At 58.8% G+C, this 26,477-nt stretch carries 24 protein-coding genes; 16 read left to right on the top strand and 8 right to left on the bottom strand.

From position 1 onward, the window contains the following. Positions 1 to 142 precede the first annotated feature (142 nt). The 3 genes from QF010_RS12020 to QF010_RS12010 all read right to left on the bottom strand — a co-directional run bounded on the left by QF010_RS12020 (position 143) and on the right by QF010_RS12010 (position 2,747). A complete protein-coding gene (locus tag QF010_RS12020; protein ID WP_010466645.1) occupies positions 143 to 460 on the bottom strand; it encodes a DUF2388 domain-containing protein in 318 nt (105 codons plus the stop codon). Between the two features lie 73 nt (positions 461 to 533). Continuing rightward, on the bottom strand, positions 534 to 2,318 hold the full coding sequence (tfpB, locus tag QF010_RS12015; RefSeq protein ID WP_033060609.1) for a type IV pilus assembly ATPase TfpB: 1,785 nt from the start codon (positions 2,316 to 2,318) through the stop codon (positions 534 to 536). A gap of 90 nt (positions 2,319 to 2,408) precedes the next feature. After that, positions 2,409 to 2,747, bottom strand: coding sequence for a hypothetical protein (locus tag QF010_RS12010; RefSeq protein WP_033060608.1), 339 nt, complete (start codon positions 2,745 to 2,747; stop codon positions 2,409 to 2,411). Between the two features lie 126 nt (positions 2,748 to 2,873). On the opposite strand from QF010_RS12010, the gene QF010_RS12005 reads away from it, so the two are divergent. After that, the gene (locus QF010_RS12005; RefSeq protein ID WP_018927598.1) at positions 2,874 to 3,344 is read left to right on the top strand and encodes an Lrp/AsnC family transcriptional regulator; all 471 of its coding nucleotides are present in this window, start codon (positions 2,874 to 2,876) and stop codon (positions 3,342 to 3,344) included. Between the two features lie 55 nt (positions 3,345 to 3,399). Here the strand turns inward: QF010_RS12005 and QF010_RS12000 are convergent, their stop codons facing one another. After that, positions 3,400 to 4,767, bottom strand: coding sequence for a CYTH domain-containing protein (locus QF010_RS12000; protein WP_033060606.1), 1,368 nt, complete (start codon positions 4,765 to 4,767; stop codon positions 3,400 to 3,402). A 158-nt stretch (positions 4,768 to 4,925) separates the two neighbouring features. Between QF010_RS12000 and argE the strand changes: the two genes are divergently transcribed. Then, entirely contained in the window at positions 4,926 to 6,095 is a 1,170-nt protein-coding gene (argE, locus tag QF010_RS11995) for an acetylornithine deacetylase (protein WP_429511637.1), read from the top strand. Between the two features lie 265 nt (positions 6,096 to 6,360). Next, entirely contained in the window at positions 6,361 to 7,659 is a 1,299-nt protein-coding gene (gene argA, locus QF010_RS11990) for an amino-acid N-acetyltransferase (protein WP_033060603.1), read from the top strand. A 147-nt stretch (positions 7,660 to 7,806) separates the two neighbouring features. On the opposite strand, the gene tauA is transcribed toward argA, so the two are convergent. Further along, positions 7,807 to 8,796 carry a taurine ABC transporter substrate-binding protein gene (gene tauA, locus QF010_RS11985; RefSeq protein ID WP_033060601.1) on the bottom strand — a complete coding sequence of 330 codons (990 nt, stop codon included), beginning with the start codon at positions 8,794 to 8,796 and terminating at the stop codon, positions 7,807 to 7,809. A gap of 350 nt (positions 8,797 to 9,146) precedes the next feature. Here tauA and QF010_RS11980 point away from each other — a divergent pair, with 350 nt between their 5' ends. From QF010_RS11980 to QF010_RS11940, 9 genes are all read left to right on the top strand, one after another. Further along, positions 9,147 to 10,481 carry an OprD family porin gene (locus QF010_RS11980; RefSeq protein WP_033060600.1) on the top strand — a complete coding sequence of 445 codons (1,335 nt, stop codon included), beginning with the start codon at positions 9,147 to 9,149 and terminating at the stop codon, positions 10,479 to 10,481. Between the two features lie 353 nt (positions 10,482 to 10,834). Beyond that, the gene (locus tag QF010_RS11975; protein ID WP_429533183.1) at positions 10,835 to 12,196 is read left to right on the top strand and encodes an OprD family porin; all 1,362 of its coding nucleotides are present in this window, start codon (positions 10,835 to 10,837) and stop codon (positions 12,194 to 12,196) included. Between the two features lie 295 nt (positions 12,197 to 12,491). Further along, positions 12,492 to 13,130 carry a peroxiredoxin gene (locus QF010_RS11970; protein ID WP_046053759.1) on the top strand — a complete coding sequence of 213 codons (639 nt, stop codon included), beginning with the start codon at positions 12,492 to 12,494 and terminating at the stop codon, positions 13,128 to 13,130. A 274-nt stretch (positions 13,131 to 13,404) separates the two neighbouring features. Beyond that, complete coding sequence (gene ssuE / locus QF010_RS11965; RefSeq protein WP_008150435.1) at positions 13,405 to 13,998, top strand: NADPH-dependent FMN reductase; 594 nt, start codon at positions 13,405 to 13,407, stop codon at positions 13,996 to 13,998. Positions 13,999 to 14,096: 98 nt separating this feature from the next. Beyond that, positions 14,097 to 15,062 carry a sulfonate ABC transporter substrate-binding protein gene (locus QF010_RS11960; protein ID WP_033060595.1) on the top strand — a complete coding sequence of 322 codons (966 nt, stop codon included), beginning with the start codon at positions 14,097 to 14,099 and terminating at the stop codon, positions 15,060 to 15,062. A gap of 25 nt (positions 15,063 to 15,087) precedes the next feature. Next, positions 15,088 to 16,236 carry an FMNH2-dependent alkanesulfonate monooxygenase gene (ssuD, locus tag QF010_RS11955; RefSeq protein WP_154856029.1) on the top strand — a complete coding sequence of 383 codons (1,149 nt, stop codon included), beginning with the start codon at positions 15,088 to 15,090 and terminating at the stop codon, positions 16,234 to 16,236. Positions 16,237 to 16,244: 8 nt separating this feature from the next. Continuing rightward, complete coding sequence (gene ssuC / locus QF010_RS11950) at positions 16,245 to 17,027, top strand: aliphatic sulfonate ABC transporter permease SsuC (protein ID WP_033060593.1); 783 nt, start codon at positions 16,245 to 16,247, stop codon at positions 17,025 to 17,027. Further along, the gene (ssuB, locus tag QF010_RS11945; protein WP_033060592.1) at positions 17,024 to 17,830 is read left to right on the top strand and encodes an aliphatic sulfonates ABC transporter ATP-binding protein; all 807 of its coding nucleotides are present in this window, start codon (positions 17,024 to 17,026) and stop codon (positions 17,828 to 17,830) included. Before ssuC ends, ssuB begins: the two co-directional genes overlap by 4 nt. Before the next feature lie 32 nt (positions 17,831 to 17,862). Further along, positions 17,863 to 18,078 carry a TOBE domain-containing protein gene (locus QF010_RS11940; RefSeq protein ID WP_003229256.1) on the top strand — a complete coding sequence of 72 codons (216 nt, stop codon included), beginning with the start codon at positions 17,863 to 17,865 and terminating at the stop codon, positions 18,076 to 18,078. Positions 18,079 to 18,141: 63 nt separating this feature from the next. Here the strand turns inward: QF010_RS11940 and QF010_RS11935 are convergent, their stop codons facing one another. The 3 genes from QF010_RS11935 to QF010_RS11925 form a co-directional block, all read right to left on the bottom strand. Next, positions 18,142 to 18,906: a hypothetical protein gene (locus QF010_RS11935; RefSeq protein ID WP_429533182.1), complete on the bottom strand. Its 765-nt coding sequence runs from the start codon at positions 18,904 to 18,906 to the stop codon at positions 18,142 to 18,144. Positions 18,907 to 18,921: 15 nt separating this feature from the next. Beyond that, positions 18,922 to 19,554, bottom strand: a complete 633-nt coding sequence (locus QF010_RS11930) for a TetR/AcrR family transcriptional regulator (RefSeq protein ID WP_429511639.1) — start codon at positions 19,552 to 19,554, stop codon at positions 18,922 to 18,924. Positions 19,555 to 19,836: 282 nt separating this feature from the next. Beyond that, on the bottom strand, positions 19,837 to 21,213 hold the full coding sequence (locus QF010_RS11925) for a glutamine synthetase family protein (RefSeq protein ID WP_033060587.1): 1,377 nt from the start codon (positions 21,211 to 21,213) through the stop codon (positions 19,837 to 19,839). Positions 21,214 to 21,491: 278 nt separating this feature from the next. On the opposite strand from QF010_RS11925, the gene QF010_RS11920 reads away from it, so the two are divergent. The 4 genes from QF010_RS11920 to QF010_RS11905 all read left to right on the top strand — a co-directional run bounded on the left by QF010_RS11920 (position 21,492) and on the right by QF010_RS11905 (position 26,371). Further along, the gene (locus QF010_RS11920; protein ID WP_429533181.1) at positions 21,492 to 22,268 is read left to right on the top strand and encodes a gamma-glutamyl-gamma-aminobutyrate hydrolase family protein; all 777 of its coding nucleotides are present in this window, start codon (positions 21,492 to 21,494) and stop codon (positions 22,266 to 22,268) included. Between the two features lie 37 nt (positions 22,269 to 22,305). Beyond that, positions 22,306 to 23,664 carry a glutamine synthetase family protein gene (locus QF010_RS11915; protein ID WP_033060583.1) on the top strand — a complete coding sequence of 453 codons (1,359 nt, stop codon included), beginning with the start codon at positions 22,306 to 22,308 and terminating at the stop codon, positions 23,662 to 23,664. Between the two features lie 60 nt (positions 23,665 to 23,724). Beyond that, positions 23,725 to 25,089 (top strand): aspartate aminotransferase family protein, encoded by a 1,365-nt coding sequence (locus tag QF010_RS11910; protein ID WP_429511641.1) that lies wholly within the window; start codon positions 23,725 to 23,727, stop codon positions 25,087 to 25,089. Between the two features lie 169 nt (positions 25,090 to 25,258). Then, entirely contained in the window at positions 25,259 to 26,371 is a 1,113-nt protein-coding gene (locus QF010_RS11905) for a polyamine ABC transporter substrate-binding protein (RefSeq protein ID WP_033060580.1), read from the top strand. The last annotated feature ends 106 nt before the right edge of the window (positions 26,372 to 26,477 follow it).

The raw sequence follows: 26,477 nt of genomic DNA, 5'->3' as shown, positions 1-26,477 counted from the left end.
GAACGCCGGTTTGTTAGATGTGTTTGCTCGCACGAACATCATCAATCAAATCGGCGTTCTTGTTTCTGTGTTTCCCGGGATTCCGTGAAGAACCAAAAAAATGCCGCTCATGTGAGCGGCATTTTTTGTTCAGCCGTAAAGCTTATTCCGACGCGACAGCATTCTTCGCCAGGATCGCGTTCGCCAGTTCCATGTCCGTGGCCTGCAGGCCAGGGTTGTCGGCACGGACTTTCTGCATCGCGGCCTCCAGGTATGGACCGCGAATGCCGCCGTCACTGGCGACAAAGCTGCCAGCATCGTCTTGTGCGGCAACGATCAGCTTGTGATCCTTGAAGGTCAGGTAGGTCGAGCCGGTGGTGGCACCGGACGAGATGACATTACGCCAAAAGCTATCGGCCATCGCCGAACCGACAGGAAGGGACAACAAGGCGATGGTAGCGACAGCAAGTTTGAGACGCATATTGAGTGACTCCACTGGGTTAACTACGGCGTTGGATTGCCAATCCCCCAATCGAGTTCCATGACGGCCACGCCTACTTTTGTTCGCTCTGCGGCGTTACTCGCAGCACCTCCTCGATCGTCGTCAAACCCGCTGCGACTTTTTGCGCCCCTGACAATCGCAAACTGCGCATGCCTTCCTTGAACGCCTGACGCCGCACGGCCAGCAAATCGGTGTCGGGGTTGATCAGCGCTTTGACGCCGTCCGTCAGCTGCATGATTTCGTAGACCCCGGCGCGACCGCGGTAACCGGTATCGCGGCATTCCAGGCAACCGATGGCGCGATGTGCGTTGTTCGGCAACGGTGCGTTCCAGGGCCGGGTCAAGGTTTGCCAGTCTTCTTCACCCAGCGTCAGCGGTGCCTTGCAATGCGGGCACAAGGTGCGGACCAGGCGCTGGGCCATGACGCCAAGCACCGTGGCTTTGATCAGGTAATGCGGCACACCCAGCTCCAGCAAGCGGCTGATCGCGCTCGGTGCATCGTTGGTGTGCAGCGTCGACAGCACCAAGTGACCCGTGAGCGCTGCCTGGATTGCCATTTCAGCGGTTTCCAGATCACGGATCTCACCGATCATGATGATGTCCGGATCCTGCCGCATCAGTGCGCGCACACCGGCGGCGAAAGTCAGGTCGATGTTGTGCTGGACCTGCATCTGGTTGAACGCCGGCTCGACCATTTCGATCGGGTCTTCGATGGTGCAGAGGTTGACCTCCGGCGTCGCCAGTTTCTTCAGGGTGGTGTAGAGCGTGGTGGTCTTGCCGGAACCGGTCGGGCCGGTGACCAGAATGATGCCGTTGGGCTGGGTCGTCATGTCCTGCCAGCGGCGCAAGTCGTCGGCGGAGAAGCCCAACTGATCAAAGTTCTTGAGCAGTACCTCCGGGTCGAAGATCCGCATGACCATTTTTTCGCCGAATGCGGTCGGCAATGTCGACAGCCGCAACTCGACTTCGCCACCGTCCGGGGTTTTGGTCTTGACCCGGCCGTCCTGGGGTTTGCGTTTTTCCGCGACGTTCATCCGCCCAAGGCTTTTCAGGCGGCTGACAATGGCCATGGTCACTTGCGGCGGGAATTGATAGACGTTGTGCAGCACGCCGTCGATGCGAAAGCGCACCGTGCCTTGCTCGCGCCGTGGTTCGATGTGGATATCGCTGGCGCGCTGCTGGAACGCGTACTGGAATAGCCAATCGACGATGTTGACGATGTGCGCGTCATTGGCGTCCGGTTCCTGGTCGCTGGCGCCGAGGTTGAGCAGCTGCTCGAAGTTGCCCAGGGTGTTCATCTGCTGATCGGTGTTGGTCGCGCCGCTGACCGATTTGGCCAGGCGGAAGAACTCCACGCTGAAGCGCTGGATGTCGACCGGGTTGGCGACCACACGCTTGATCGGCAGTTTCAGCACATGGGTCAGGTCGGCTTCCCAGCCGGTGACGTAGGGCTGGGCGCTGGCCACGGTGACTGCCTCGCGGTCGATAGACACCGCAAGAATCTTGTGGCGCTGGGCGAACGCGTAGGACATCAGCGGCGTAATCGCGGCGACGTTGATCTTCAGCGGGTCGATACGCAGATAAGGCTGACCGGCCTGCTGCGACAGCCACAGGGTCAGGCTTTCCAGGTCGAGGTGTTTGCCGGGACGGCTGAGATCGTCCAGGAGTTGGCTGGCGATGAATTCCAGTGGGTGCATCTGGCCATTGGTGGCGTGACGGCGTCGAGCATTGAGCGCGAGTTCGGCCGAGTCCTGACTGATGAAGCCTTGGGCGACCAGTTCACGCAGCAAATCATTGAGATCCAGCCAGCGGTCCTGAATGGCGAGTTGAACGGACATGCGGGCTCCTCATGAACAACAGTTCGCAAAGGATAGTCGCGGACCTGCAGACCGTTGGGCCACTACACGACGAAGCCGTGTCGAGTTTTTTCAGCCCGCCGCCTGAGCCGGTTCATCCCATGCGCATTCAACCGCTTGCAGCTCAACGGAACAGACGCTGATCAGGTTACGTAATTTTTCTGCGATCACTTGGGCGCGGTGCCAGCTCAGGCCGTCTATCACGATGTCGATCGACAGCAGATCGTTCATCCGCTGCACGTTGACCTGTTGCGGCGTCAGAAACTGCAAAGCGAACAGGTTGAGCGCCCGGCACAGCAGGTCCGGTTCGGCCTCGGCGAGCAATTGATAGTGAACGCGGCAGTGGGCGTTGCTGAGGTTCCAGACATCGGCGCGGGTGTGCGGGGTGTTGACGGCTTCTAAATGCGGCATGGTCGGTCTCCAAAATCACTGGAGGAATTTTTACATTCGGTGCCGGGCATTTCTTATCTATGATTGGGCTTATTGGCGATTATTTGAATTGCTTGATTCGGTAAGTTATCAATCAAAGGTTTTTTTATGCACAGCGAGCTGGATGGCTACGACCGCAAGATTCTCGCGTTGCTGCAAGAGGACGCTTCGCTCTCCAGCGCGCAGATCGCCGAGCAGGTGGGGCTGTCGCAGTCGCCGTGCTGGCGGCGGATTCAGCGGATGAAGGAGGAGGGGATTATTCGCGGGCAGGTGACGCTGCTTGATCGGAAGAAAATCGGTCTGAACACGCAGATCTTCGCTGAAATCAAACTCAACGCTCACGGGCGTTCGAACTTCACCGAATTCACCGAGGCGATTCGCGGCTTTCCCGAAGTGCTGGAGTGTTATGTGCTGATGGGGTCGGTGGATTTCTTGCTGCGGATTGTGACGGCGGATATTGAGGCGTATGAGCGGTTTTTCTTCGAGAAGCTGTCGATGGTGCCGGGGATTCAGGAGGTGAACTCGATCGTGGCTTTATCTGAGATAAAGTCCACGACGAGTTTGCCGGTGTTGCGCTGATCGGGATGGCAGAGGTTTTTTGTGGCGAGGGAGCTTGCTCCCTCACCACAGGGGGTTACATACGCAGCAGCATCTTCCACGCACGATTCTGATACACCGCAATCGCCTGCTGCTTGCGCGCATCCAGCGATTCATCGGTGATCGGCTCGTTAGCAAGCAGAGCAAGCTGTTTCAGCTCACCGTACAGGCGATCCATTTCCGGAATCTCCAGCACGTTGCGGGCGTGGTGCAACCAGGCCTGGATGCGTTCGATGCGCGGCAGTTGCTCGGCCAGGTCTTCCGGCTGTTGCTGATAACGCTGCAGTTGCAGGGAAGTCGCTTCTTCACCCAGCAAACGCGGCAGCCAGCTGCCCAGTTGCGCAGCGCCCTGGCGATTGCCACGGACATTGCGGTCGGCAGTCCAGGTGCGGGCCAGCAACCAGCGCGAAGTGTTCAGCGAGAACAGGCCCCAACGCGGGTCTTCCAGTTCTTCGAGGAACTGTTCCGGCGCGGCTTTGCGCACGTCTTCGTCGTCGATACCGGCTTGCACCAGCGGACGCCAGTCTTCGAGCAAGGCATCCAGCGCGATGCGTAGATCGTGCGTCGACTGACGCGGCGCGGCTTGGCCCAGGCTGCTCAGCAGCGCGCGCAATTCAGCGAGGTTTTCGACCCAGTCCAGCAACAGGCGCCAGTGGCCGTTGAAGCGATACTGCTCGGCCAGACGCTGGCTGCTGCTCAGCAAGTGCCAGCTCAATGCAGCGAAAGCGTCATCCAGCGGGGTTTCGGCGGTAATCTTCGGCGCCGGCAGGCTCAGCGAGTAGCTGTTGGCGTCGTACAGGCGATAACCGCGCTCGGCCTTGCTGATGTCACACGGCATCAGGGCCAGGGTTGCGGCCAGTTCGGCGGCCAGTTCCAGCAACGCGGCCGGCTCGCCTTCGCGCAGTTCAAGTTCCAGCTCGCAGATTTCTTCTTTCTGCTTGCCTACGATCACGTGACCCAGATCCAGTGCGGCTTCGATGACCACTTTGGTCTTGCCACGGCCCCAGGCGATTTCTGCGCGTTCGCGGACGAAATCGGTGGTGAAGATCGGCTTCAGGGTTTTCTTGTCCAGCTCGGCCAGCTCTTCAGGCCAGCATTCGCCGTCAAGTTTCTTCACGTCGAGCTTGGCTTTGGGCAGGTTCCAGTCGTATTCGTTACGCTCGGACAAACCGGCAACGCTATGGCCACGGGTCTTGAGGGTCTGAATCACTTCTTCGCCATCGCGGCGCAGGCGCAGGGCAACCTTGGCGCGGGCCAGGTCGCGCTCAGGCGTGTCGAAGTACTGGTTCATCAACTCACGGCGTTCCCAGCCACTTTTGTTGCGTTTTTTCAGGAGCGGGTGCTCGCGCAGGGCCGCGAGAGTTTCTCGGCTGACGCGGAGTTTGATTTCGGTTTCTTTCTGCATGGCCGGAAAATCCAGGATCGGGAGCGCAGCCGGGGGGAATGTGTGGCTGCCAAGGTCGTGCAGTGTACAGGACTCGTCAGTCCTACGCGCCGCGACGGTTTATTCCTGTCGCCGGATGGCTCTATGATGGAGTTCAAATCGGGAGTTGGGAGTCAGCGATGCTTTTGCCATCCATGAAAGATCAGTTCGCTGCGCTGATCGCTGCGCCGTCCGTCAGTTGTACGCAGGCCAGCCTCGATCAAACCAACCGTCCGGTGATTGATTTGCTGGCGACGTGGCTCGGCGATCTGGGTTTTACCTGCGACATCCAGCAGGTCAGCCCCGGCAAATTCAACCTGCTGGCCAGTTTCGGTTCCGGCCCCGGTGGCCTGGTGCTGGCCGGTCACAGCGACACGGTGCCGTTCGATGAGGCGTTGTGGCAGACCGATCCGCTGAAGCTGACCGAAGTCGACGGCCGCTGGGTCGGACTTGGCAGCTGCGACATGAAGGGCTTTTTCGCGCTGGCCATCGAAGCCGTCATACCGCTGCTCGACCAGCCGTTCAAGCAACCGCTGCTGATCCTCGCTACCTGTGATGAAGAAAGCTCGATGTCCGGCGCTCGCGCCCTGGCCGAAGCCGGGCGTCCGCTCGGTCGTGCGGCGGTGATTGGCGAGCCGACCGGGTTGAAGCCGATCCGCATGCACAAAGGCATCATGATGGAGCGCATCGACATCCTCGGTCAGAGCGGCCACTCCTCGGATCCGCGCCTCGGCCACAGCGCCCTCGAAGCCATGCACGATGCCATCGGTGAACTGCGTGGTTTGCGGTTGGCGTGGCAGCGTGAATTCCGTAATCCACAGTTCAGCGTGCCGACGCCGACCCTGAATTTCGGCTGCATCCATGGTGGCGATAACCCCAACCGTATTTGCGGCCAGTGTTCGCTGGAGTTTGATCTGCGCCCGTTACCGGGCATGGACCCCAATGCCCTGCGCGCGGAGATTCTGCAGAAGCTCAAGCCCATTGCCGAGTGGCACCAGGTGAAGATCGATTACGCGCCGCTGTTCCCCGAAGTGCCGCCGTTCGAGCAGGCCGAGGACGCCGAATTGGTCCGGATCGCGGAAAAGCTCACCGGCCATCGTGCCGAAGCAGTGGCGTTCGGCACCGAAGCGCCTTATCTTCAGCGTCTTGGCTGCGAAACCCTGGTGCTCGGCCCTGGCGACATCGCCTGTGCGCACCAACCGGGGGAATACCTCGAAATGTCACGTTTGCAGCCTACGGTGCATCTATTACGTCAACTGATTGAACATTACTGCCTGACACCGGCCGAAACACCGATGACAGTCAGTTGAGCGAGGTTCCTGTAGGAGTGAGCCTGCTCGCGATAGCGGTGTGTCAGACACTTCAGTATCGACTGACATTTCGCTATCGCGAGCAGGCTCACTCCTACAGGGGCTGTGTCATGGCTGACAAGACTTGTAAATTGCCAATGTCCCAACCCGTATTCATGAGGAGAGCGCGCGTGTCGCCAAGCCTGTTCCGACGATAACCATCAGCCCGCTGTGCGTTTTCTGTTTCGCCCATTTTTTGGCTGCTATTTATTACAGGCCCAGGTTCATGCCCGAATACGTTAATTGGCTTCGTCACGCTTCGCCTTACATCAACGCTCACCGCGATTGCACCTTCGTCGTCATGCTGCCCGGCGACGGCGTGGAGCACCCGAACTTCGGCAATATCGTCCACGACCTTGTGCTGTTGCACAGCCTGGGCGTGCGACTGGTGCTGGTTCACGGTTCCCGTCCGCAAATTGAAACCCGCCTGGCTACGCGCGGCCTGACCCCGCATTACCACCACGGCATGCGCATCACCGATGCCGCAACGCTGGAGTGTGTGATCGATGCGGTGGGCCAGCTGCGTATCGCCATCGAGGCGCGGCTGTCCATGGACATGGCTTCATCGCCGATGCAGGGCTCGCGTCTGCGGGTGGCCAGCGGCAACCTGGTGACGGCGCGGCCGATTGGCGTGCTCGAAGGCGTCGACTATCACCACACCGGCGAAGTGCGTCGGGTTGACCGCAAGGGCATCAATCGCCTGCTGGATGAGCGTTCCATCGTGCTGTTGTCGCCACTGGGTTACTCGCCGACCGGTGAGATTTTCAACCTGGCCTGCGAAGACGTTGCCACTCGCGCGGCCATCGATCTGGGGGCGGACAAGCTGCTGTTGTTCGGCGCCGACCTGGGTCTGATCGATGAAAACGGTCGTCTGGTTCGTGAGTTGCGTCCGCAACAAGTGCCGGCGCATCTGCAGCGTCTGGGCAGCAACTATCAGGCTGAGCTGCTGGATGCGGCCGCTGAGGCCTGCCGCGGCGGCGTGGCGCGCAGTCATATCGTCAGTTATGCCGAAGACGGCGCGCTGCTGACCGAACTGTTCACCCGTGACGGTGGCGGTACGCTGGTGGCCCAGGAGCAATTCGAGGTTGTGCGTGAAGCGGCCATCGAAGACGTTGGTGGTTTGCTGGATTTGATCAGCCCGCTGGAAGAGCAGGGCATTCTGGTGCGGCGTTCCCGTGAGGTGCTGGAGCGTGAGATCGAGCAGTTCAGTGTGGTCGAGCGCGAAGGCATGATCATCGCGTGTGCGGCGCTGTATCAGATTGCCGATTCGGATGCGGGGGAGTTGGCGTGTCTGGCGGTGAACCCGGAATACCGCCATGGCGGTCGTGGTGATGAATTGCTGGAACGCATCGAAACCCGCGCCCGGGCGCAGGGGTTGAAAACCTTGTTCGTACTGACGACCCGAACTGCTCACTGGTTTCGCGAGCGTGGGTTTGTGCCGAGCAGCGTAGAGCGTCTGCCGTCGGCGCGGGCGTCGCTGTACAACTATCAGCGTAATTCGAAGATCTTCGAAAAGACCCTGTAACAATGTGGCGAGGGAGCTTGCTCCCGCTGGGCTGCGGAGCGGCCCCAAAACCAACGACCGCGGTATGACAGATTCACCGCGTTGTCGGGGTTGGGAGTCCTCCGGCCTCCAGCGGGAGCAAGCTCCCTCGCCACAGGGTTCTGCGTGTTACTCAGCCACAAACTTCGCGCTGACATACGGCGAATAGTCCGGCAGCACCGTCTCGACCTTCCCTTGTTCCTTCAAGAACTTCGCCGTCTCGCCAATCGCCTTGGCCGTGCCGCCGTCCAGCAGCGCGGTGGTCTGTTGGGCTTTAGCCTCCGGGAACGTAGAGCCGGCCAGCAACTCCGGCACATCGACGGCATTGGCACCGGTCAGTTTGGCGATTTTTTGCACCGGTACCGAGTCAGCAGTCCAGCTGTCTTTATGCGCGGCATAGTCGGCGAACGAGTCCAGCGTGACCTTGGCAAATTTGGCCACAACCTCTGGGTGCTTCTCGGCGTAATCCTTGCGCGCGACCCAGACCTCGAAGGTCGGCGCACCCCATTGGCCGACCTGTGCCGCGTCGGTCAAGGTCTTGCCGGTCTTGCGAATTTCCCCCAGCGCGGGTGACCAGACAAACGCACCATCGATGTCACCACGCTTCCACGCCGCCGCGATTTCCGCCGGCTGCAAATTCACTACTTTGACTTTCGAGGCGTCCAGGCCCCAATGCTTCAACGCCCCTAGCAAACTGTAGTGGGAGGTTGAAACGAAGGGGGTGGCGATGGTCTTGCCGATCAGATCTTCCGGTTTATCGATGCCGCTGCCGTTACGCACCACGAGGGCTTCAGCGGCGTTGATCTGGGCGGAAACGATGAACGCGACAATCGGCAGATTGCGCGAAGCAGCGGCTGCCAGCGGACTTGAGCCGAGGTTGCCAATCTGCACGTCGCCGGAAGCAATGGCAGTAACCACTTCCGGGCCGCTATTGAAACGACGCCAGTCAATTTTCTGGCCTAGGGTTTTCTCGTACAGTCCGTCTGCCTGGGGGACTTTGCTGGGGTCGATGCCGGTTTGATAACCGATCGTGAGGTTCGCCGCATGTGCGCTAAAAGATATTATTAGCGATACATAAACTGTAACAATTGAACCGGATAGTGCGCGTTTGGTCGTCATGGCGCTGCCTTTCGATAGGGATTGATCGTGAATTGCATCAAAGCTAATCGATCTAAAAAAAGGCTTACAAATACCATTTAGGAATTAGCTTATGAGCCGGTACCCGTGTCCCGGTTCAAGGGGTAGGGCGGAGCTAAATTCCTAAACGGTATGAAAAAGAATTGGGTGATTCTTTTTGGGTTTATGGCCCGACAAGGAAGAAATTTATTGGGGATTAGACCATGGTCGTAGACACACAAAGTTACGATTGACTTGTGGGTCACGGTCTGGCGCTAATCGCGCATCTTAGGATCCGAGGCAATTAACCCCGGACCAGGAACACAAGAATTAGAAACGATAGGAGCGAAACAATGAACAAGTCGACCTTGGCTCTGGCCGTGGCGGTAGGGGTTTTGGCGCAGCAGGCAGGCGCCGCGGGTTTCCTGGAAGACAGCAAGGCTTCCGTCAGTTCTCGCACCATGTATTTCAACAACGATAACCGAGAAGGCGGCGCGGATCAGAGAGAGACCGCTGAAGGCCTCAAGTTCGATTATCTGTCCGGTTTCACCCAAGGTACTGTCGGCTTCGGTATCGACGCCCAGGCCCTCGTGGGTATCCATCTGGACGGCGGCAAGGGTCACCACCCAGCCCTCAACAACACATTCTTCCCAAGCGACACCGATGGTTCGGCCGTGGACGAGTGGAGCCGCGCGGCAGCCAACGTCAAGGCGCGCTTCTCGAAGACTGAAGCCCACCTGGGTGGCGCTCTGCAACCGAACATGCCGATCCTGGTAGCGAACGACAGCCGCCTGCTGCCACAGACCTTTGACGGTGGCACCATCACCTCGAAGGAAATCGACAACGTGACCCTCAACGCGGGTCAGTTGGAACACTCGGCGGGTCGTGCCTCTTCAAACTCCACCGGCCTGGCCGTGGCTGGCGGTACTCAGGACAGCAATCAGTTCCGTTACGCCGGTGCTGACTGGAAGGTCACCAAAGACCTGACCCTGCAGTACTACCACTCGAATCTGAAGGATTACTACAAACAGGACTTCCTTGGCCTGATCCACGTTTTCCCGATCGACGCCAACCAGTCCTTCAAGACAGACCTGCGCTATTTTGACAGCAGCTCCATTGGCAAAAATGGCGACGCCGGCTACCGCTTCAACAACAACAACGGTTTTGCCAGGACCCCGGGCGAGGTCGATAACAAGACCTGGAGCGCCATGTTCACCTACACCCTGGGTGGCAACGCCTTCTTGCTCGGTCACCAGCGTGTCAGCGATGACGGCGGTTTCGTCTACCTGAACCAGGGCAACGTTGTTGATGGCAATGGTCGTCCGGAAGCGAACGGAGGCGCGAGCTTCTACCTGTTCACCGATGCCATGATTAACGGTTTTGTCCGTGCCGGTGAAAACACCACCTTCGGCCAGTACTCCTATGACTTCGCTGCGCTGGGTGTGCCTGGCCTGAAAACCTCGATTGCCTACCTGCACGGCGACGACATCAAAGCAACGAACGGCAGTGGTCCTGATTCGTCTGAGTGGGAACGCGACATGCGGATCGACTACACCATCCAGCAGGGCACCCTCAAAGGTTTCGGTGTGACGTTGCGTAACGGTGTCTATCGCGGCAGTGAAGTCTCCAACAACCCTGATGTCGACCAGACCCGTCTGATCTTCAACTACACCTACAGCTTCTTGTAATAGCCGTCTGAAAAAGCCTCGCCCCCCGGCGAGGTTTTTTTTTGTGTTTTTTCAATATTCCAATTAAAGCTTACTTAGTAATTTTTTATTCTTTTTAGCTTTTAAGCCGAACGCCTAAAGTGGGTGGCTTACGAGCCGATACCTTGGTCCCGACTCAGAGTAATAGCGCGAAGCTATATTCCTGAATGGCATGAAAAATGATGAAATAATTCTTTTTGTGTTTATCATGCGGGCAAAAATCACAGGGGGCAGGCCATCGCCGTTCTCACACGGTCTGGCACTCACCGAGCACTTAAGGATCCAGGGCATTCGACCCAGGACCTCAAAAATTAGAAACGATAGGAGCGAAACAAATGAACAAGTCCACCTTGGCCCTGGCTGTGGCCGTAGGGGTTTTGGCGCAGCAGGCAGGCGCCGCCGGTTTCATCGAAGACAGCAAAGCTACTTTGGGGCTGCGTAACTTCTACATCAACACGGATTACCGTGACGGCACTGCCGAGCCAAGCAAAAACGAAGAGTGGGGCCAAGGCTTCGATCTGCGCTTCACTTCCGGTTATACCCAAGGCACTGTCGGCTTCGGTATCGACGCCATCGGCCTGCTGGGTGTACGTCTGGATTCGGGCGGCGGCACTAATGGCAACGTTAACGCCAATGGCACCCCTGGTAGCGCTTATGGCGGCACTGTTTTCCCAAGCGAGTCCAACGGCCAAGCGGTGGATAACTTCTCCAGCCTGGGCCTGACTGCCAAAGCCAAGATCTCCCAGACCGAACTGAAGCTGGGTACCCTGCAGCCGAAGAACCCGGTCATCGTGACCAACGACGGTCGTCTGCTGCCACAAACCTTCCAGGGTGGCCAGATCACTTCGGGCGAGATCAAGGACCTTACACTGGTCGGCGGTCAGATCGAGCACGCCAAGGGCCGTAACTCCAGCAACAACGAAGAGTTGTCGATCGCTGGTGCCAACGGTCGCACTGCGGCTGGTCGCGACAGCAACAAATTCTATTACGGTGGCGGTGACTACAAAATCACCAAAGACCTGACTGCCCAGTACTACTACGGCAACCTGGAAGATTTCTACAAGCAGCACTTCCTGGGTCTGCTTCACAACTGGGCAATCGGCCCGGGCGTTCTGAAATCCGACCTGCGCTACTTCAACAGCCGGGATGACGGTGCCAACGGTCACGACGCCAACTACTTCACCTCTGGCAATTACAATGCGCCAAGCGGTAAAGGCAAGGTCGACAACAACCTGTATAGCGGGCTGTTCCTGTATACCGTTGCCGGCCACACCTTCGGCGGCGGCTATCAGGTCAGCAACGGCAGCAGTGACTTCCCTTACTTGAACCAGGGTGACGGCGCTTCGGCTTACCTGACTACCGACATGCAGATCCAGAAGTTCGCCCGTGCCGGCGAGCGCACTTGGCAAGCACGCTACTCGTATGACTTTGCCAAGGTCGGTGTACCAGGTCTGACGGCCGGTGTGATCTACCTGAAAGGTGATGAAATCGATACCGTCAACGCTCGCGGTGGCGAGTTGGCTAACGGTGCTTCCGAGTGGGAACGCGACCTGACTCTGGCTTACGTCGTACAAGAAGGCGCGCTGAAAAACCTTGGTGTCACGTGGAAAAACGCTATGTGGCGTACCGACCTGCCGAGCACTCGTTCGCAGGACGAAAACCGCCTGATCGTCAGCTACTCGATCCCGCTGCTGTAATAGCGCTCGCGTAACCGCTGACAAAAAAGCCCCGCCCGGCATCTCGCCGGGCGGGGCTTTTGCGTTTTCAAGTCAGGCTCACCCCCGTAAACCCTCCTCGAAATTTCCCTCTTTGTGCAGCAACTCAAGGCCTTCTCGAACCTTGTGAGCGATAGTCGTCCTGACCGCCGCCAAGGTCCAGTGAACACATTTTTAATATTCGTTTACGATCTAAATAAATCGATATTTATTCTTTTTAATGAATAAGAAATGCAGGCACAGTTGACCCCGATAAGCACTCACCAGGAGCAGCACCATGAGCCTCAGACTGGGCGATATCGCCCCCGACTTTGAACAGGATTCCAGCGCCGGCACCCTCCGTTTCCACGAATGGCTGGGCGATAGCTGGGGCGTGCTGTTTTCCCATCCGGCGGACTTCACTCCGGTGTGCACCACCGAGTTGGGCTTCACTGCCAAGCTCAAGGACGAGTTTGCGCAGCGCGGTGTGAAAGCCATTGCCCTGTCCGTGGACCCGGTGGACTCGCACCACAAGTGGATCGAAGACATCAACGAAACCCAGAACACCCTCGTCAACTTCCCGATCCTTGCCGACGCCGACCGCAAGGTCTCGGACCTCTACGACCTGATCCACCCGAACGCCAACGACACCCTGACTGTGCGTTCGCTGTTCGTGATCGACCCGAACAAAAAGGTTCGGCTGACCATTACCTACCCGGCGAGCACCGGCCGTAACTTCCATGAAATCCTGCGGGTTATTGACTCGCTGCAACTCACCGACAACTACAAGGTGGCCACCCCGGCCAACTGGCAGGACGGTGATGAAGTAGTGATCGTGCCGTCGCTCAAGGACGAAGACGAAATCAACAAACGCTTCCCCAAAGGCTATCGCGCGGTGAAGCCGTACCTGCGTCTGACGCCGCAACCAAATCGTTAAAGATCAAAAGATCGCAGCCTGCGGCAGCTCCTACAGGTCGGTGATGTAGGAGCTGCCGCAGGCTGCGATCGTTTAGAGGCACCACAAAGCAGGGGATTTCAGGCCGTTTTTACGGCCTTTTTTTTGCCCGGGAAAAGCCATTTCATATAGATCTGTAAAGAATAACCAAATGAATAAATATGATTTATGGATATAACAATCACCTGTTAAGGTCACTTCCATCAAAGCGAGATCGCAAACCGCGAATCGCCAACACCGTTCAAGGAATTGTCGAATGCTGGTTGTCTCACTCGGTGGCAGTCCCAGCCAACGCTCCCGTTCCGGGGTGCTGCTGGAGCGCTCCCAACGCTGGTTGCAGGAGCAAGGTGTGGAAGTGGTGAGTTACCAGGTACGGGACTTCCCGGCCGAAGACTTGCTGCATGCACGCTTCGACAGCCCGAAGGTGATCGACCTGCTGCAACAGATTGAAAACGCCGATGGCCTGCTGATTGCCACGCCGGTCTACAAAGCGTCGTTCTCCGGTGCATTGAAAACCGTGCTGGACCTGCTGCCCGAGCGTGCCCTGGCCCACAAAGTGGTTTTGCCAATGGCTACCGGCGGCAGCATCGCTCACATGTTGGCGGTGGATTACGCGCTCAAGCCGGTGCTGTCGGCGTTGAAAGCCCAGGAAATGCTCCACGGGATTTTCGCCGTGGACAGCCAGATCGCTTACGGCGAAGGCAGCGTCCAGGCGCAGCTGGCACCGGAGCTGGAAGAAAGACTGAATGAATCACTGGAGCTGTTTTTCAGCGCCATGGCCCGACGGCCCAAGCCGATCGATCCGAACCTGTTGAATGAACGTTTGTTGAGTGCTCGCTGGAGCATTTAAGCCTCATAAGCCTCACCCGAAATTGATGTACTGGCCTTACTCGCCCGCTAACGGGCAAGCAGGTGCAGCCAAAACCTAACTGCAAAAAGGAGAGCGCCATGCGCACTGTCATTTTGCGTCGTGGTCTGGTCGCTCTGTTTGCTGCGGCTGTAACCTTCGGCGCCATTACTCAAGCTCAAGCCGAGACTCTTCGGATCGGTTATCAAAAGTACGGCACTTTGGTGCTGCTCAAAGCCAAAGGCACTTTGGAAAAACGCCTCGCCGCCCAAGGCGTGGACGTGCAATGGACTGAATTCCCCGGCGGCCCGCAACTGCTCGAAGGCTTGAACGTCGGCTCCATAGACTTCGGCGTTACGGGTGAAACGCCACCGGTATTCGCTCAAGCAGCCGGCGCCGATCTGCTCTATGTTGCCTACGAACCACCAGCGCCTCACAGCGAAGCGATCCTGGTGCCGAAGGACTCGCCGATCAAATCGGTGCAGGACCTCAAGGGCAAGAAAGTCGTCCTGAACAAAGGCTCCAACGTTCACTACCTGTTGGTCCGCGCACTGGAAGATGCCGGCCTCAAATACACCGACATCCAGACCGTATTCCTGCCGCCGGCCGATGCCCGCGCTGCGTTCGAACGTGGCAGCGTCGATGCCTGGGTGATCTGGGACCCGTACCAGGCTGCCGCCGAACAGCAATTGCAAGCACGCACCCTGCGTGATGGCCAAGGCATCGTCGACAACCATCAGTTCTACCTCGCGACCAAGCCTTATGCGCAGAAAAATCCTGAGGTGATCAAGACCCTCGTGGAAGAAGTGCGCGCAGTCGGCGAATGGTCCAAGGCCAATCCCGAAGACGTGACCCAACAAGTCTCGCCACTGCTCGGCCTGCCGGCGGACATCACCCTGACTGCGGTGAAACGCCAAGGCTACGGGGCGCTGTTGCTCACGCCTGAAGTGGTCGCCGCGCAACAGAAAATCGCCGACAGCTTCTACCAGCTCAAGCTGATTCCAAAGCCGCTGAGCATCAAAGACGTGATCTGGACGCCTCCGGCGGCCGTTGCCAAAGCTCAGTAATTCGAATCCCTAAGGAGACCACTCCATGAGCCTCAATATCTTCTGGTTCCTGCCTACCCACGGCGACGGCCATTACCTTGGCACCGCCGAAGGCGCTCGCGCCGTCGATCACGGTTATCTGCAACAAGTCGCGCAAGCGGCGGATCGACTTGGCTTCGGCGGGGTGCTGATTCCTACCGGGCGCTCTTGCGAAGATTCGTGGCTGGTGGCCGCGTCGCTGATCCCGGTGACCCAGCGTTTGAAATTCCTCGTCGCCCTGCGCCCCGGGATCATTTCCCCGACGGTGGCAGCGCGTCAGGCGGCGACGCTGGATCGCCTGTCCGGCGGCCGCGCGTTGTTCAACCTGGTAACCGGCGGTGATCCGGAAGAATTGGCCGGCGACGGTTTGTTCCTGACTCACGAAGAACGCTATCAAGCCTCGGTGGAATTCACCCGCATCTGGCGCCGCGTGCTGGAAGGCGAAACCGTCGATTACGACGGTCAGCACATCAGCGTGAAGGGTGCCAAATTGCTCTACCCGCCGATCCAGCAACCGCGTCCGCCGCTGTACTTCGGCGGTTCTTCGGAAGCGGCGCAAGACCTCGCGGCAGAGCAAGTTGAAATGGTCCTGACCTGGGGCGAACCTCCGGCCGCCGTTGCCGAGAAGATCGAACAAGTACGCGCCAAAGCCGCGAAACTCGGCCGCACCGTGCGCTTCGGCATTCGTTTGCATGTGATCGTTCGTGAAACCAATGCCGAGGCCTGGCAAGCGGCGGATCGGCTGATCTCTCACCTCGACGATGAAACCATCGCTCGTGCCCAAGCCTCGCTGGCGCGCTTCGACTCGGTCGGTCAGCAACGCATGGCCGCGCTGCACGGCGGCAGCCGTGACAACCTCGAAGTCAGCCCCAACCTGTGGGCCGGTGTCGGTCTGGTGCGCGGTGGGGCCGGCACAGCGTTGGTGGGCGACGGTCCGACCGTGGCCGCCCGCGTGAAGGAATACGCGGACTTGGGCATCGACACGTTCATCTTCTCCGGTTACCCGCATCTGGAAGAGTCTTACCGCGTCGCCGAACTGCTGTTCCCACACCTCGATATCGAGCGTCCGGAATTGCCGAAAAGCGCCGGTTACGTCAGCCCGTTTGGTGAGATGGTCGCCAACGACATCCTCCCCAAAGCCGCGTCGCAGAGCTGAGGCGCGCCATGAAGAAACTTATCCATAGCCTCGCGCCTTGGGCGTTACCGGTGCTGCTGTTGGCGGTGTGGCAGTTGTCGGTGTCGGCGGGCTGGTTGTCGACACGGATTCTGCCGGCGCCAATCGCCGTCATCGAAGCCGGCGTCAGCCTGGTGCGCAGCGGTGAAATCTGGACGCACCTGGCGATCAGCGGCTGGCGTGCAGCGCTGGGCTTTGCCATTGGCGGCAGCATCGGCCTGACCCTGGGTTTCATCACCGGTCTGTCGAAATGGGGCGAGCGTCTGCTCGACAGTTCGGTGCAGATGATCCGCAACGTGCCGCACCTGGCGCTGATTCCACTGGTGATCCTGTGGTTCGGCATCGATGAGTCGGCGAAGATTTTCCTGGTGGCGTTGGGCACGTTGTTCCCGATCTACCTCAACACCTATCACGGCATCCGCAACGTCGATCCGGCGCTGGTGGAAATGTCCCGCAGTTATGGCTTGTCCGGTTTCAGCCTGTTCCGTCAGGTGATTCTGCCGGGGGCGCTGCCTTCGATTCTGGTCGGTGTGCGGTTCGCGCTGGGATTCATGTGGCTGACCTTGATCGTCGCGGAAACCATTTCCGCCAGCTCCGGCATTGGCTACCTGGCGATGAATGCCCGGGAGTTCTTGCAAACCGACGTGGTGGTACTGGCGATTCTTTTGTACGCCGTGCTCGGCAAACTCGCCGACCTCGCGGCCCGCGGACTTGAGCGCGTGTGGTTGCGCTGGCACCCGGCCTATCAGGTAGTTAAAGGAGGTGCGGCATGACGGCTCAACAACCTCCACGCCTGCTGCGCGGGATTCCGCTGGTGGTGCGCAAACTGCAAAAAACCTTCGGCGCGCGGCAAGTGCTGCGTGAGATCGATCTGCACATTCCGGCCGGTCAGTTTGTCGCCGTGGTCGGTCGTAGCGGTTGCGGCAAAAGTACCTTGCTGCGCTTGCTCGCCGGTCTCGACAAACCCACGGGTGGTGAATTGCTCGCAGGTTCCGCGCCGCTCAGTGAGGCGCGGGAAGACACCCGATTGATGTTCCAGGAAGCGCGTTTGCTGCCATGGAAAAAGGTCATCGACAACGTCGGCCTCGGGCTCAAGGGCAACTGGCGTCCGCAAGCGCTGGAAGCGTTGGAGTCGGTCGGTCTGGCCGACCGCGCCAATGAATGGCCGGCCGCCTTGTCCGGTGGCCAGAAGCAACGTGTGGCGCTGGCCCGCGCGCTGATCCATCAACCGCGTTTGCTGTTGCTGGACGAACCGCTGGGCGCACTGGACGCACTGACCCGAATTGAAATGCAGCAGCTGATCGAACGGCTCTGGCAGAAGCACGGTTTCACCGTGTTGCTGGTCACCCACGATGTCAGTGAAGCGGTGGCGATTGCCGACCGGGTGATCCTGATCGAAGAGGGCGAAGTCGGCCTCGACCTGCACGTTGAGCTGCCGCGCCCTCGGGTTCGTGGCTCCCATCGGCTGGCGGCGCTGGAAACCGAAGTCCTCAATCGCGTGCTGGCGTTGCCCGGCGAACCGCCGGCACCGGAACCTGTTTCACCATTGCCCACGCAATTGCGTTGGGCTCAATAACTCAAGCCTTATCCACGACAGGAATCAACACCATGACTATCAAAGCCATCAACGTTCGTAACCAGTTCAAAGGCTCCATCAAGGAAATCGTACTCGGCGACGTGCTGTCCGAAATCGACGTACAGACCGCTTCCGGCATCGTCACCTCGGTGATCACCACTCGTTCGGTGAAAGAGCTGGAACTGGTGGTCGGCAGCGAAGTGATCGCGTTTGTGAAATCCACCGAGGTGTCGATCGCCAAGTTGTAAGCGCGTGCATTGCGCACAACCCCGAAGGGTGTGAACCCTTCGGGGTTTTTTATGCACGGGTGTTCAGGGCTCGGGTGCGCAGCGCCAACCGGCGGCGGGCGCGTAGGTGCCGAGTGAAGACAGCAGGCGTGGGTCGCTGAATAGTTCGCTGGCGTGCGGATCGATGTCAGCCGACAACAAGGGTTGGCCGACCTGCCCAGGCAGTGTGGAGTAGTCGATGTGCCACGGGTTTTTCCCGCCGTGGTGGCGACCGAACGAGAATTCGCAGGCAAGCTGTTGCGGTGCGGTTGCCGCATCGATGTGTTCACGCAAATGGCCGCCTGGATTCAGCGCAACGGCACGGCTGGCGGCGAACAGAAAGTAGTCACCGGCCAGCACCAGGCAGGCCACGCGCGCTGGATCATCGACCGCCTGCAACCACTGGCCGCGACAGGTGCCGCGAGAGTCCGGCAGCCGCTCCCAGATCTCGTAGTAACTGTCGTCCAGGGCTGTTTCGACCAGGCGCTCGCTGGTTTCAAAGTGCATGCGCCCGATGTCTTCTTCGGTGCTGACCTGTTGGTAGTCGAGTTTGCGATGCCACTGGCAAATGTCGCCGTTGACTTCGGTTACGCCGGCGAAGCCTTTTTGCTCGCTCAGGGTCAGCCAATCAGCGTGATTCAGTTGTTCCAGCGACAAGGCTGGAAGCGGGACAGGCGGGATGCGCAGGTCGGCAAACAAACGCGGGGTCTGCAACCAGTACACCGCTGTTTCGCTGTCGACGCGGCCCGACTGGAATTTGATCAGGCGTCGTTGCCACACGCCAAGGTAGTTGTCTGGAACGTGTGCCATGAACACCTCGTTGCGTTACACGCCGCGCTTGGGCAGGTAGGGCGGCAAATACAGGCCCAGATAGGCGTCGAATACCCGCATGCCTTCTTCGGCCATGCGTGGGGTGATCTGTCCGTGTTGCTGCACCGAGCGCGCATAGACGCGGTCGCCAAGCTCCATGGCCAACGCAAACACATCAACGTCCGTCGGCAGTCTCGGCAGTTCGAAGTGGTGATCGAAGAGTTTGTGCATCAGGTCGCCGAGTTCGATGTCGTGCTGTCGGTCGGCCTGGGTGACTTCGGTCAGTCCGTGCTGCGCGAGGATCAGTTGGCGGGCTGCGGCATCTTCGTCGTAGATGTCGAGCATGCGTTGTTCCACCAGTCGCGACAGATCGCGCCAGCCGTTCAGGGCTTCGTGATCGATAGGCGCTTGCAGGCAGGCGCGGAACGCCGCGTGGACGTCGGCCGTCAGGGCTTCGAGCAGCGCCGGGACGCTGGCAAAGAAGTGGTAGACGGAGGAGGGCGGGATTTCCGCGCGTTCGGCGACGCTATAGATCGACAGACTGGCCACGCCCTCGGCCGCCAGCAGCGTGCGGGCGGCATCGAGTATTGAATCGATCCGGGCCTGGCTGCGGGCGCGGGGTTTGCGTGGGGTGGCGAGTCGGGTCATGGGTGTCTCCTGCGGGGCAGCGGGCATTGTACGCAGAGCAGGCCAATGTTCCATATCCCCTGTGGTGCCTGCAGTCCCCTGTGGCGAGGGAGCTTGCTCCCGCTGGAGGCCGAAGGACTCCTTTAATCCGAAATGCGGTTCTGTCAGGCACACCGCATCGATCGGTTTGGGATCGCTTCGCGACCCAGCGGGAGCAAGCTCCCTCGCCACAGGGTTTGATGCCAGCCATAAAAAAACGCCGCAAGCCTTATCAGCCTGCGGCGTTGTTTTTACTGCAACCGCTTACACGGTATGCAGGTACCAGTTGTACTCGAGGTCGGAGATGGAGTGTTCGAACTCCTCCAGCTCGCTCTCTTTACAGGCGACGAAGATATCGATGTATTTCGGATCGATGTACTTGGCCATGACTTCGCTGTCGTCCAGCTCACGCAATGCATCGCGCAGGTTGTTCGGCAGGCTTTGCTCGTTCTGCTCGTAGGAGTTGCCTTCCACGGGTGCGCCAGGCTCGATCTTGTTGACCAGACCGTGGTGCACGCCTGCCAGGACCGAAGCCATCAGCAGGTACGGGTTGGCATCGGCGCCGGCAACGCGGTGTTCCAGACGGACCGCGTCGGCGGAACCCGTTGGTACACGCACCGCAACAGTACGGTTGTCCAGGCCCCAGCACGGAGCATTCGGCACGTAGAACTGTGCGCCGAAACGACGGTAGGAGTTAACGTTCGGGCAGAGGAAAGCCATCTGCGCCGGTAGGGTCTCGAGCACACCGCCGATCGCGTGACGCAGTGCGGCGTTCTGCTCGGGATCCTCACTGGCAAAAATGTTTTTGCCTTCTTTATCAAGAATCGAGATGTGGACGTGCAGACCGTTGCCCGCCTGGCCCGGGTAAGGCTTGGCCATGAAGGTGGTGTCCATTTCATGGTCGTAGGCGATGTTTTTGATCAGACGCTTGAGCAGGACCGCGTAGTCGCAGGCCTTGATCGGGTCGGCCACGTGGTGCAGGTTCACTTCGAACTGCGCCGGGGCACTTTCCTTGACGATCGCGTCGGCAGGGATGCCTTGCTCTTTCGCACCTTCCAGAATGTCCTGGAGGCAGTCGACGTATTCGTCGAGGTCGTCGATCAGGTAAACCTGTGTCGAATGCGGGCGTTTGCCGGAGATTGGCGAGCGAGGCGGTTGTGGGCGACCGTTCACGTTCTCCTGGTCGATCAGGTAGAACTCCAGTTCGAACGCGGCGCAGATGGTCAGACCCATCTCGTCGAACTTGGCAACAACTTGACGCAGCACTTCACGGGGATCCGCGAAGAAAGGTTCACCTTCGAGTTCGTGCATGGTCATTAACAGTTGCGCGGTAGGGCGCTTCTGCCAAGGCTCATTGCACAGGGTGTCAGGGATTGGATAGCAGATTCGGTCAGCATCGCCGATGTCCAGGCCCAGGCCGGTGCTTTCCACCGTCGAGCCATTGATATCCAGAGCAAATAGAGAGGCCGGCAGGTTGATGCCTTTCTCGTAAACCTTGTGGAGGCTGGTGCGTTCAATGCGCTTGCCGCGCACCACACCATTCATATCCGCAATCAGAAGGTCAACGTACAGAACCTCAGGATGTTCCTTAAGGAACGCGTTCGCTTCGTTAAGCTGAACGGCACGCGGGGGTACCGACATGATGCAACACCTTTGTTGTTAAAAATATCAATCATTGATCTCTTCGGATTCCAGTCAACCCGAACGGCATGCCGAAGTCAAGCGAGGCCTTTTTTGCCCTAAAAAAGCACCCATTGGGCTTTTTTGAGGCACTTTGGAGCGTTTTTATGCCTTTGAGTGATTTAGCGCCTGCGGGTTTGAGCGGGCCGTGTTGTATTTTTTACGGGGGTGTTGTGTAAAAAAATGAACAAGGCTAAGCTCGATTCAAACCCATAACACCAATAATACCGGGGTGCTTCATGTCTCGCCTGCCGTTAATCGGCGTCACCGCCTGCTCTAAGCAGATCGGTCTGCATGCTTATCACATCAGTGGCGACAAGTACGTCCGCGCCGTGGCCACAGCGGCCAAGGGGCTGCCGGTGATTCTTCCTGCCCTGGCCGATTTGCTGGCACCGTCCGATATTCTGGACGGTCTGGATGGCATCCTCTTTACAGGCTCTCCTTCCAATATAGAACCGTTTCACTATAGCGGCCCAGCCAGCGCACCGGGCACTGCTCATGATTCTGCACGCGATGCCACCACCCTCCCGTTGATCCGCGCCGCCGTCGAGGCCGGTATTCCCGTGCTCGGTATTTGCCGCGGCTTCCAGGAAATGAATGTGGCGTTCGGCGGCAGCCTGCATCAAAAAGTCCACGAAGCCGGTCCATTCATGGATCACCGTGAAGACGATAGCCTACCGCTTGAAGGACAGTATGCGCCAAGTCACCCGGTGCACATCCAACCGGGTGGTGTGCTCGCAGGTTTGGGCCTGGCGAGCGAGATTCACGTCAATTCGATTCATGGTCAGGGCGTTGAACGTCTGGCGCCGGGCCTTTGCGTTGAGGCCCTGGCTCCCGATGGGTTGATCGAGGCCGTCTCGGTCCCGCAGGGCAAGGGTTTTGCTTTGGGGGTGCAATGGCATCCCGAATGGCAGGTATGCTCAAACCCGGATTACCTTGCGATCTTCCAGGCATTTGGCGATGCCTGCCGTAAGCACGCATTACAACGCGACGCCGATGCGTCAAACAACGCCTGACTTATAAGAGTCAGGAAACCAAGCCTAAGAGGCATTTATGAGTAACAACCTCGACCAGCTCACCGATTGGTTGAAAGACCACAAGATCACAGAAGTCGAATGCATGGTTGGCGACTTGACGGGTATCACCCGGGGCAAGATCTCGCCGACCAACAAGTTCATTGCCGAAAAAGGCATGCGCCTGCCCGAGAGCGTTCTGTTGCAGACCGTGACCGGCGACTATGTCGAAGACGACATCTATTACGAACTGCTCGACCCGGCTGACATCGACATGATCTGCCGCCCGGACTCGAATGCGGTGTTCCTGGTGCCGTGGGCCATCGAGCCCACCGCTCAGGTGATTCACGACACCTACGACAAGCAAGGCAACCCGATCGAGCTGTCGCCGCGCAACGTGCTCAAGAAGGTACTGAAACTCTATTCCGACAAGGGCTGGCAACCGATCGTGGCGCCAGAAATGGAGTTCTACCTGACCAAGCGCTGCGAGGACCCGGACTTCCCGCTGCAACCGCCGGTTGGCCGTTCCGGTCGCCCGGAAACCGGTCGCCAGTCCTTCTCGATCGAAGCGGCAAACGAATTCGATCCGCTGTTCGAAGACGTCTACGACTGGTGCGAATTGCAGGAACTGGACCTCGACACGCTGATCCACGAGGACGGCACGGCGCAGATGGAAATCAACTTCCGTCACGGCGACGCCCTGTCCCTGGCCGACCAGATCCTGGTGTTCAAGCGCACCATGCGCGAAGCCGCGCTCAAGCACAACGTGGCAGCCACCTTCATGGCCAAACCCATGACCGGCGAGCCGGGCAGTGCGATGCACTTGCACCAGAGCATCATCGACATCGAGACCGGCAAGAACGTCTTCTCCAATGAAGACGGGTCCATGAGCCAGTTGTTCCTGAATCACATCGGTGGTTTGCAGAAACTGATCCCCGAGCTGTTGCCGCTGTTCGCGCCTAACGTGAACTCGTTCCGCCGCTTCCTGCCGGACACCTCGGCACCGGTGAACGTGGAGTGGGGCGAAGAGAACCGCACCGTGGGCCTGCGGGTTCCGGATGCCGGGCCGCAAAACCGTCGGGTGGAAAACCGCCTGCCGGGCGCCGACGCCAACCCGTACCTGGCGATTGCCGCGAGCCTGCTCTGCGGTTACATCGGCATGGTCGAAGGCATCAACCCGAGTGCGCCGGTGGTGGGCCGTGGCTATGAACGCCGCAACCTGCGCCTGCCACTGACCATCGAAGACGCGCTGGAACGCATGGAACACAGCGCGACTATCGAGAAATACCTGGGCAAGAAATTCATCACTGGCTACGTCGCGGTCAAGCGGGCCGAGCATGAAAACTTCAAGCGCGTGATCAGTTCGTGGGAGCGGGAATTCCTGCTCTTCGCCGTCTGATGCGCCGGGCGCCGCCGTTATCGGGCGGCGCTTTCACCTGATTTTTTTTAGGAGATTCGTATGACCAGCAACAATCCGCAAACCCGTGAATGGCAAACCCTGAGCAACGATCACCACCTGGCCCCGTTCAGCGATTTCAAGCAGCTGAAAGAGAAAGGCCCGCGGATCATCACCAACGCCAAGGGCGTTTACCTGTGGGACAGCGAAGGCAACAAGATCCTCGACGGTATGGCCGGCCTGTGGTGCGTGGCGATCGGCTACGGTCGCGATGAGCTGGCCGATGCCGCCAGTAAACAAATGCGTGAACTGCCTTACTACAACCTGTTTTTCCAGACGGCTCACCCGCCGGTGCTGGAGCTGGCCAAGGCCATCTCCGACATCGCGCCAGAAGGCATGAACCACGTGTTCTTCACCGGTTCCGGTTCAGAAGGCAACGACACCATGCTGCGTATGGTTCGTCACTACTGGGCGATCAAGGGCCAGCCGAAGAAGAAAGTCATCATCAGCCGCAAGAACGGCTATCACGGTTCCACCGTGGCCGGCGCTAGCCTGGGTGGCATGACGTACATGCACGAACAAGGCGACTTGCCGATCCCGGGCATCGTCCACATCGCGCAGCCGTACTGGTTTGCTGAAGGCGGCAAGATGACGCCGGAAGAGTTCGGTATCTGGGCGGCCAATCAGCTCGAAGAGAAAATTCTGGAAGTCGGCGTGGACAACGTCGGTGCCTTTATTGCCGAGCCGATCCAGGGTGCCGGCGGCGTGATCATTCCGCCAGACACCTACTGGCCGCGCATCAAGGAAATCCTCGCCAAGTACGACATCCTGTTCGTGGCTGACGAAGTGATCTGTGGTTTCGGCCGTACCGGTGAGTGGTTCGGTACCGATTTCTACGACCTCAAACCCGACATGATGACCATCGCCAAAGGCCTGACGTCCGGCTACATCCCTATGGGTGGCTTGATCGTACGTGACGAAGTGGTTGCGGTGCTCAACGAAGGTGGCGATTTCAACCACGGTTTCACCTATTCCGGGCACCCGGTGGCTGCTGCGGTGGCACTGGAGAACATCCGCATCCTGCGCGAAGAAAAAATTATCGAGCGCGTCCATGCAGAAACGGCACCCTATTTGCAAAAGCGTCTACGGGAACTGAGCGATCACCCGTTGGTAGGGGAAGTGCGTGGGGTGGGTCTGCTGGGGGCGATCGAGCTGGTGCAGGACAAAGCCACTCGCAAGCGTTACGAAGGCAAGGGCGCTGGCATGATTTGCCGCACCTTCTGCTTCGAGAACGGCCTGATCATGCGCGCCGTGGGCGACACCATGATCATTGCTCCGCCACTGGTGATTACACCGGCTGAAATCGATGAGTTGGTGACAAAGGCTCGCAAGTGCCTGGACCTGACCCTGAGTGCATTACAGGGCTAAGTGCTAGGCTCTGAGCGGGGCTCATGAAACTTTCGCTCAGAGCAGTCCTGAAGGGCGGCCTTTCCTTGAAAGACCGCCTCGGATCTTGCCAGACTAGCCGCGGTTCCAGTTGTCCGGGTTCGGCCGCTGAACAAAGTGGTTCAAAAAAGAAAAATTTGGAGCATTACGCATGAAGGCATTAGGAAAAAAGTTTGCTGGCAAGACTCTCCTCGCCATGTCCCTGATGGGAATGATGGCGGGTGCGGTACAGGCGGACGACAAGGTGTTGCACGTCTATAACTGGTCCGATTACATCGCGCCGGACACCATCGCGAACTTCGAGAAAGAGTCCGGGATCAAGGTGGTGTACGACGTTTTTGACAGCAACGAAACGCTGGAAGCCAAGTTGCTGGCAGGCAAGTCCGGTTACGACATCGTCGTGCCGTCGAACAACTTCCTGGCCAAGCAAATCAAGGCCGGTGTTTACCAGAAGCTGGACAAGTCCAAGCTGCCGAACTGGAAAAACCTGAACCCCGACCTGCTCAAAGCGGTATCGGTGAGCGACCCGGGCAACGAGCACGCTTTCCCGTACATGTGGGGTTCGATCGGTATCGGTTTCAACGCCGAGAAGGTCAAGGCTGCACTGGGCGCCGATGCACCGACCGATTCCTGGGACCTGATCTTCAAGCCTGAAAACGCCGCCAAGCTGAAGTCGTGCGGTATCAGCCTGCTCGATTCGCCAACCGAAATGATCCCGGTGGCACTGCATTACCTGGGCCTGCCGACCGACAGCCAGAAGAAAGAAGACATCGACAAGGCTGAAGCCTTGATCATGAAAGTTCGTCCTTCGATCGCCTACTTCCACTCGTCCAAGTACATCTCCGACCTGGCCAACGGCAACATCTGCGTGGCCGTGGGTTACTCGGGCGATATCTACCAGGCCAAGTCCCGTGCGGCTGAAGCCGGTGACAAGGTGAAAGTCAGCTACAACATTCCGAAAGAAGGTGCGGGCAGCTTCTACGACATGGTCGCCATCCCTAAAGATGCCGAAAACGTCGAAGGCGCCTACAAGTTCATGACCTACCTGCAAAAGCCGGAAGTCATGGCCGCCATCACCAACGCCGTGCGCTTCCCGAACGGTAACGCGGCAGCTACTGCACTGGTTGATAAAGACATCACCGCCGACCCAGGCATCTACCCGCCGGCTGACGTGCTGGCCAAGCTGTACGCGATTGCCGACTTGCCGGCCGCGACCCAGCGGATCCTGACTCGCAGCTGGACCAAGATCAAATCCGGTAAGTAAGTAAAACCCTGTAGCAGCTGCCGCAGGCTGCGTCCAACTGCGAAGCAGTTGTGCTGTTGAAAACGCGGGAAGGTCCTTCGGACCTTAACGCAGCCTTCGGCAGCTG

It is taken from the genome of Pseudomonas silensiensis (genome assembly GCF_050434865.1).
Taxonomy (GTDB): Bacteria; Pseudomonadota; Gammaproteobacteria; order Pseudomonadales; family Pseudomonadaceae; genus Aquipseudomonas; species Aquipseudomonas fluorescens_W.
The sequence above is the reverse complement of the archived record's forward strand: the minus strand, read 5'-3'. Positions and strand labels throughout refer to the sequence as shown.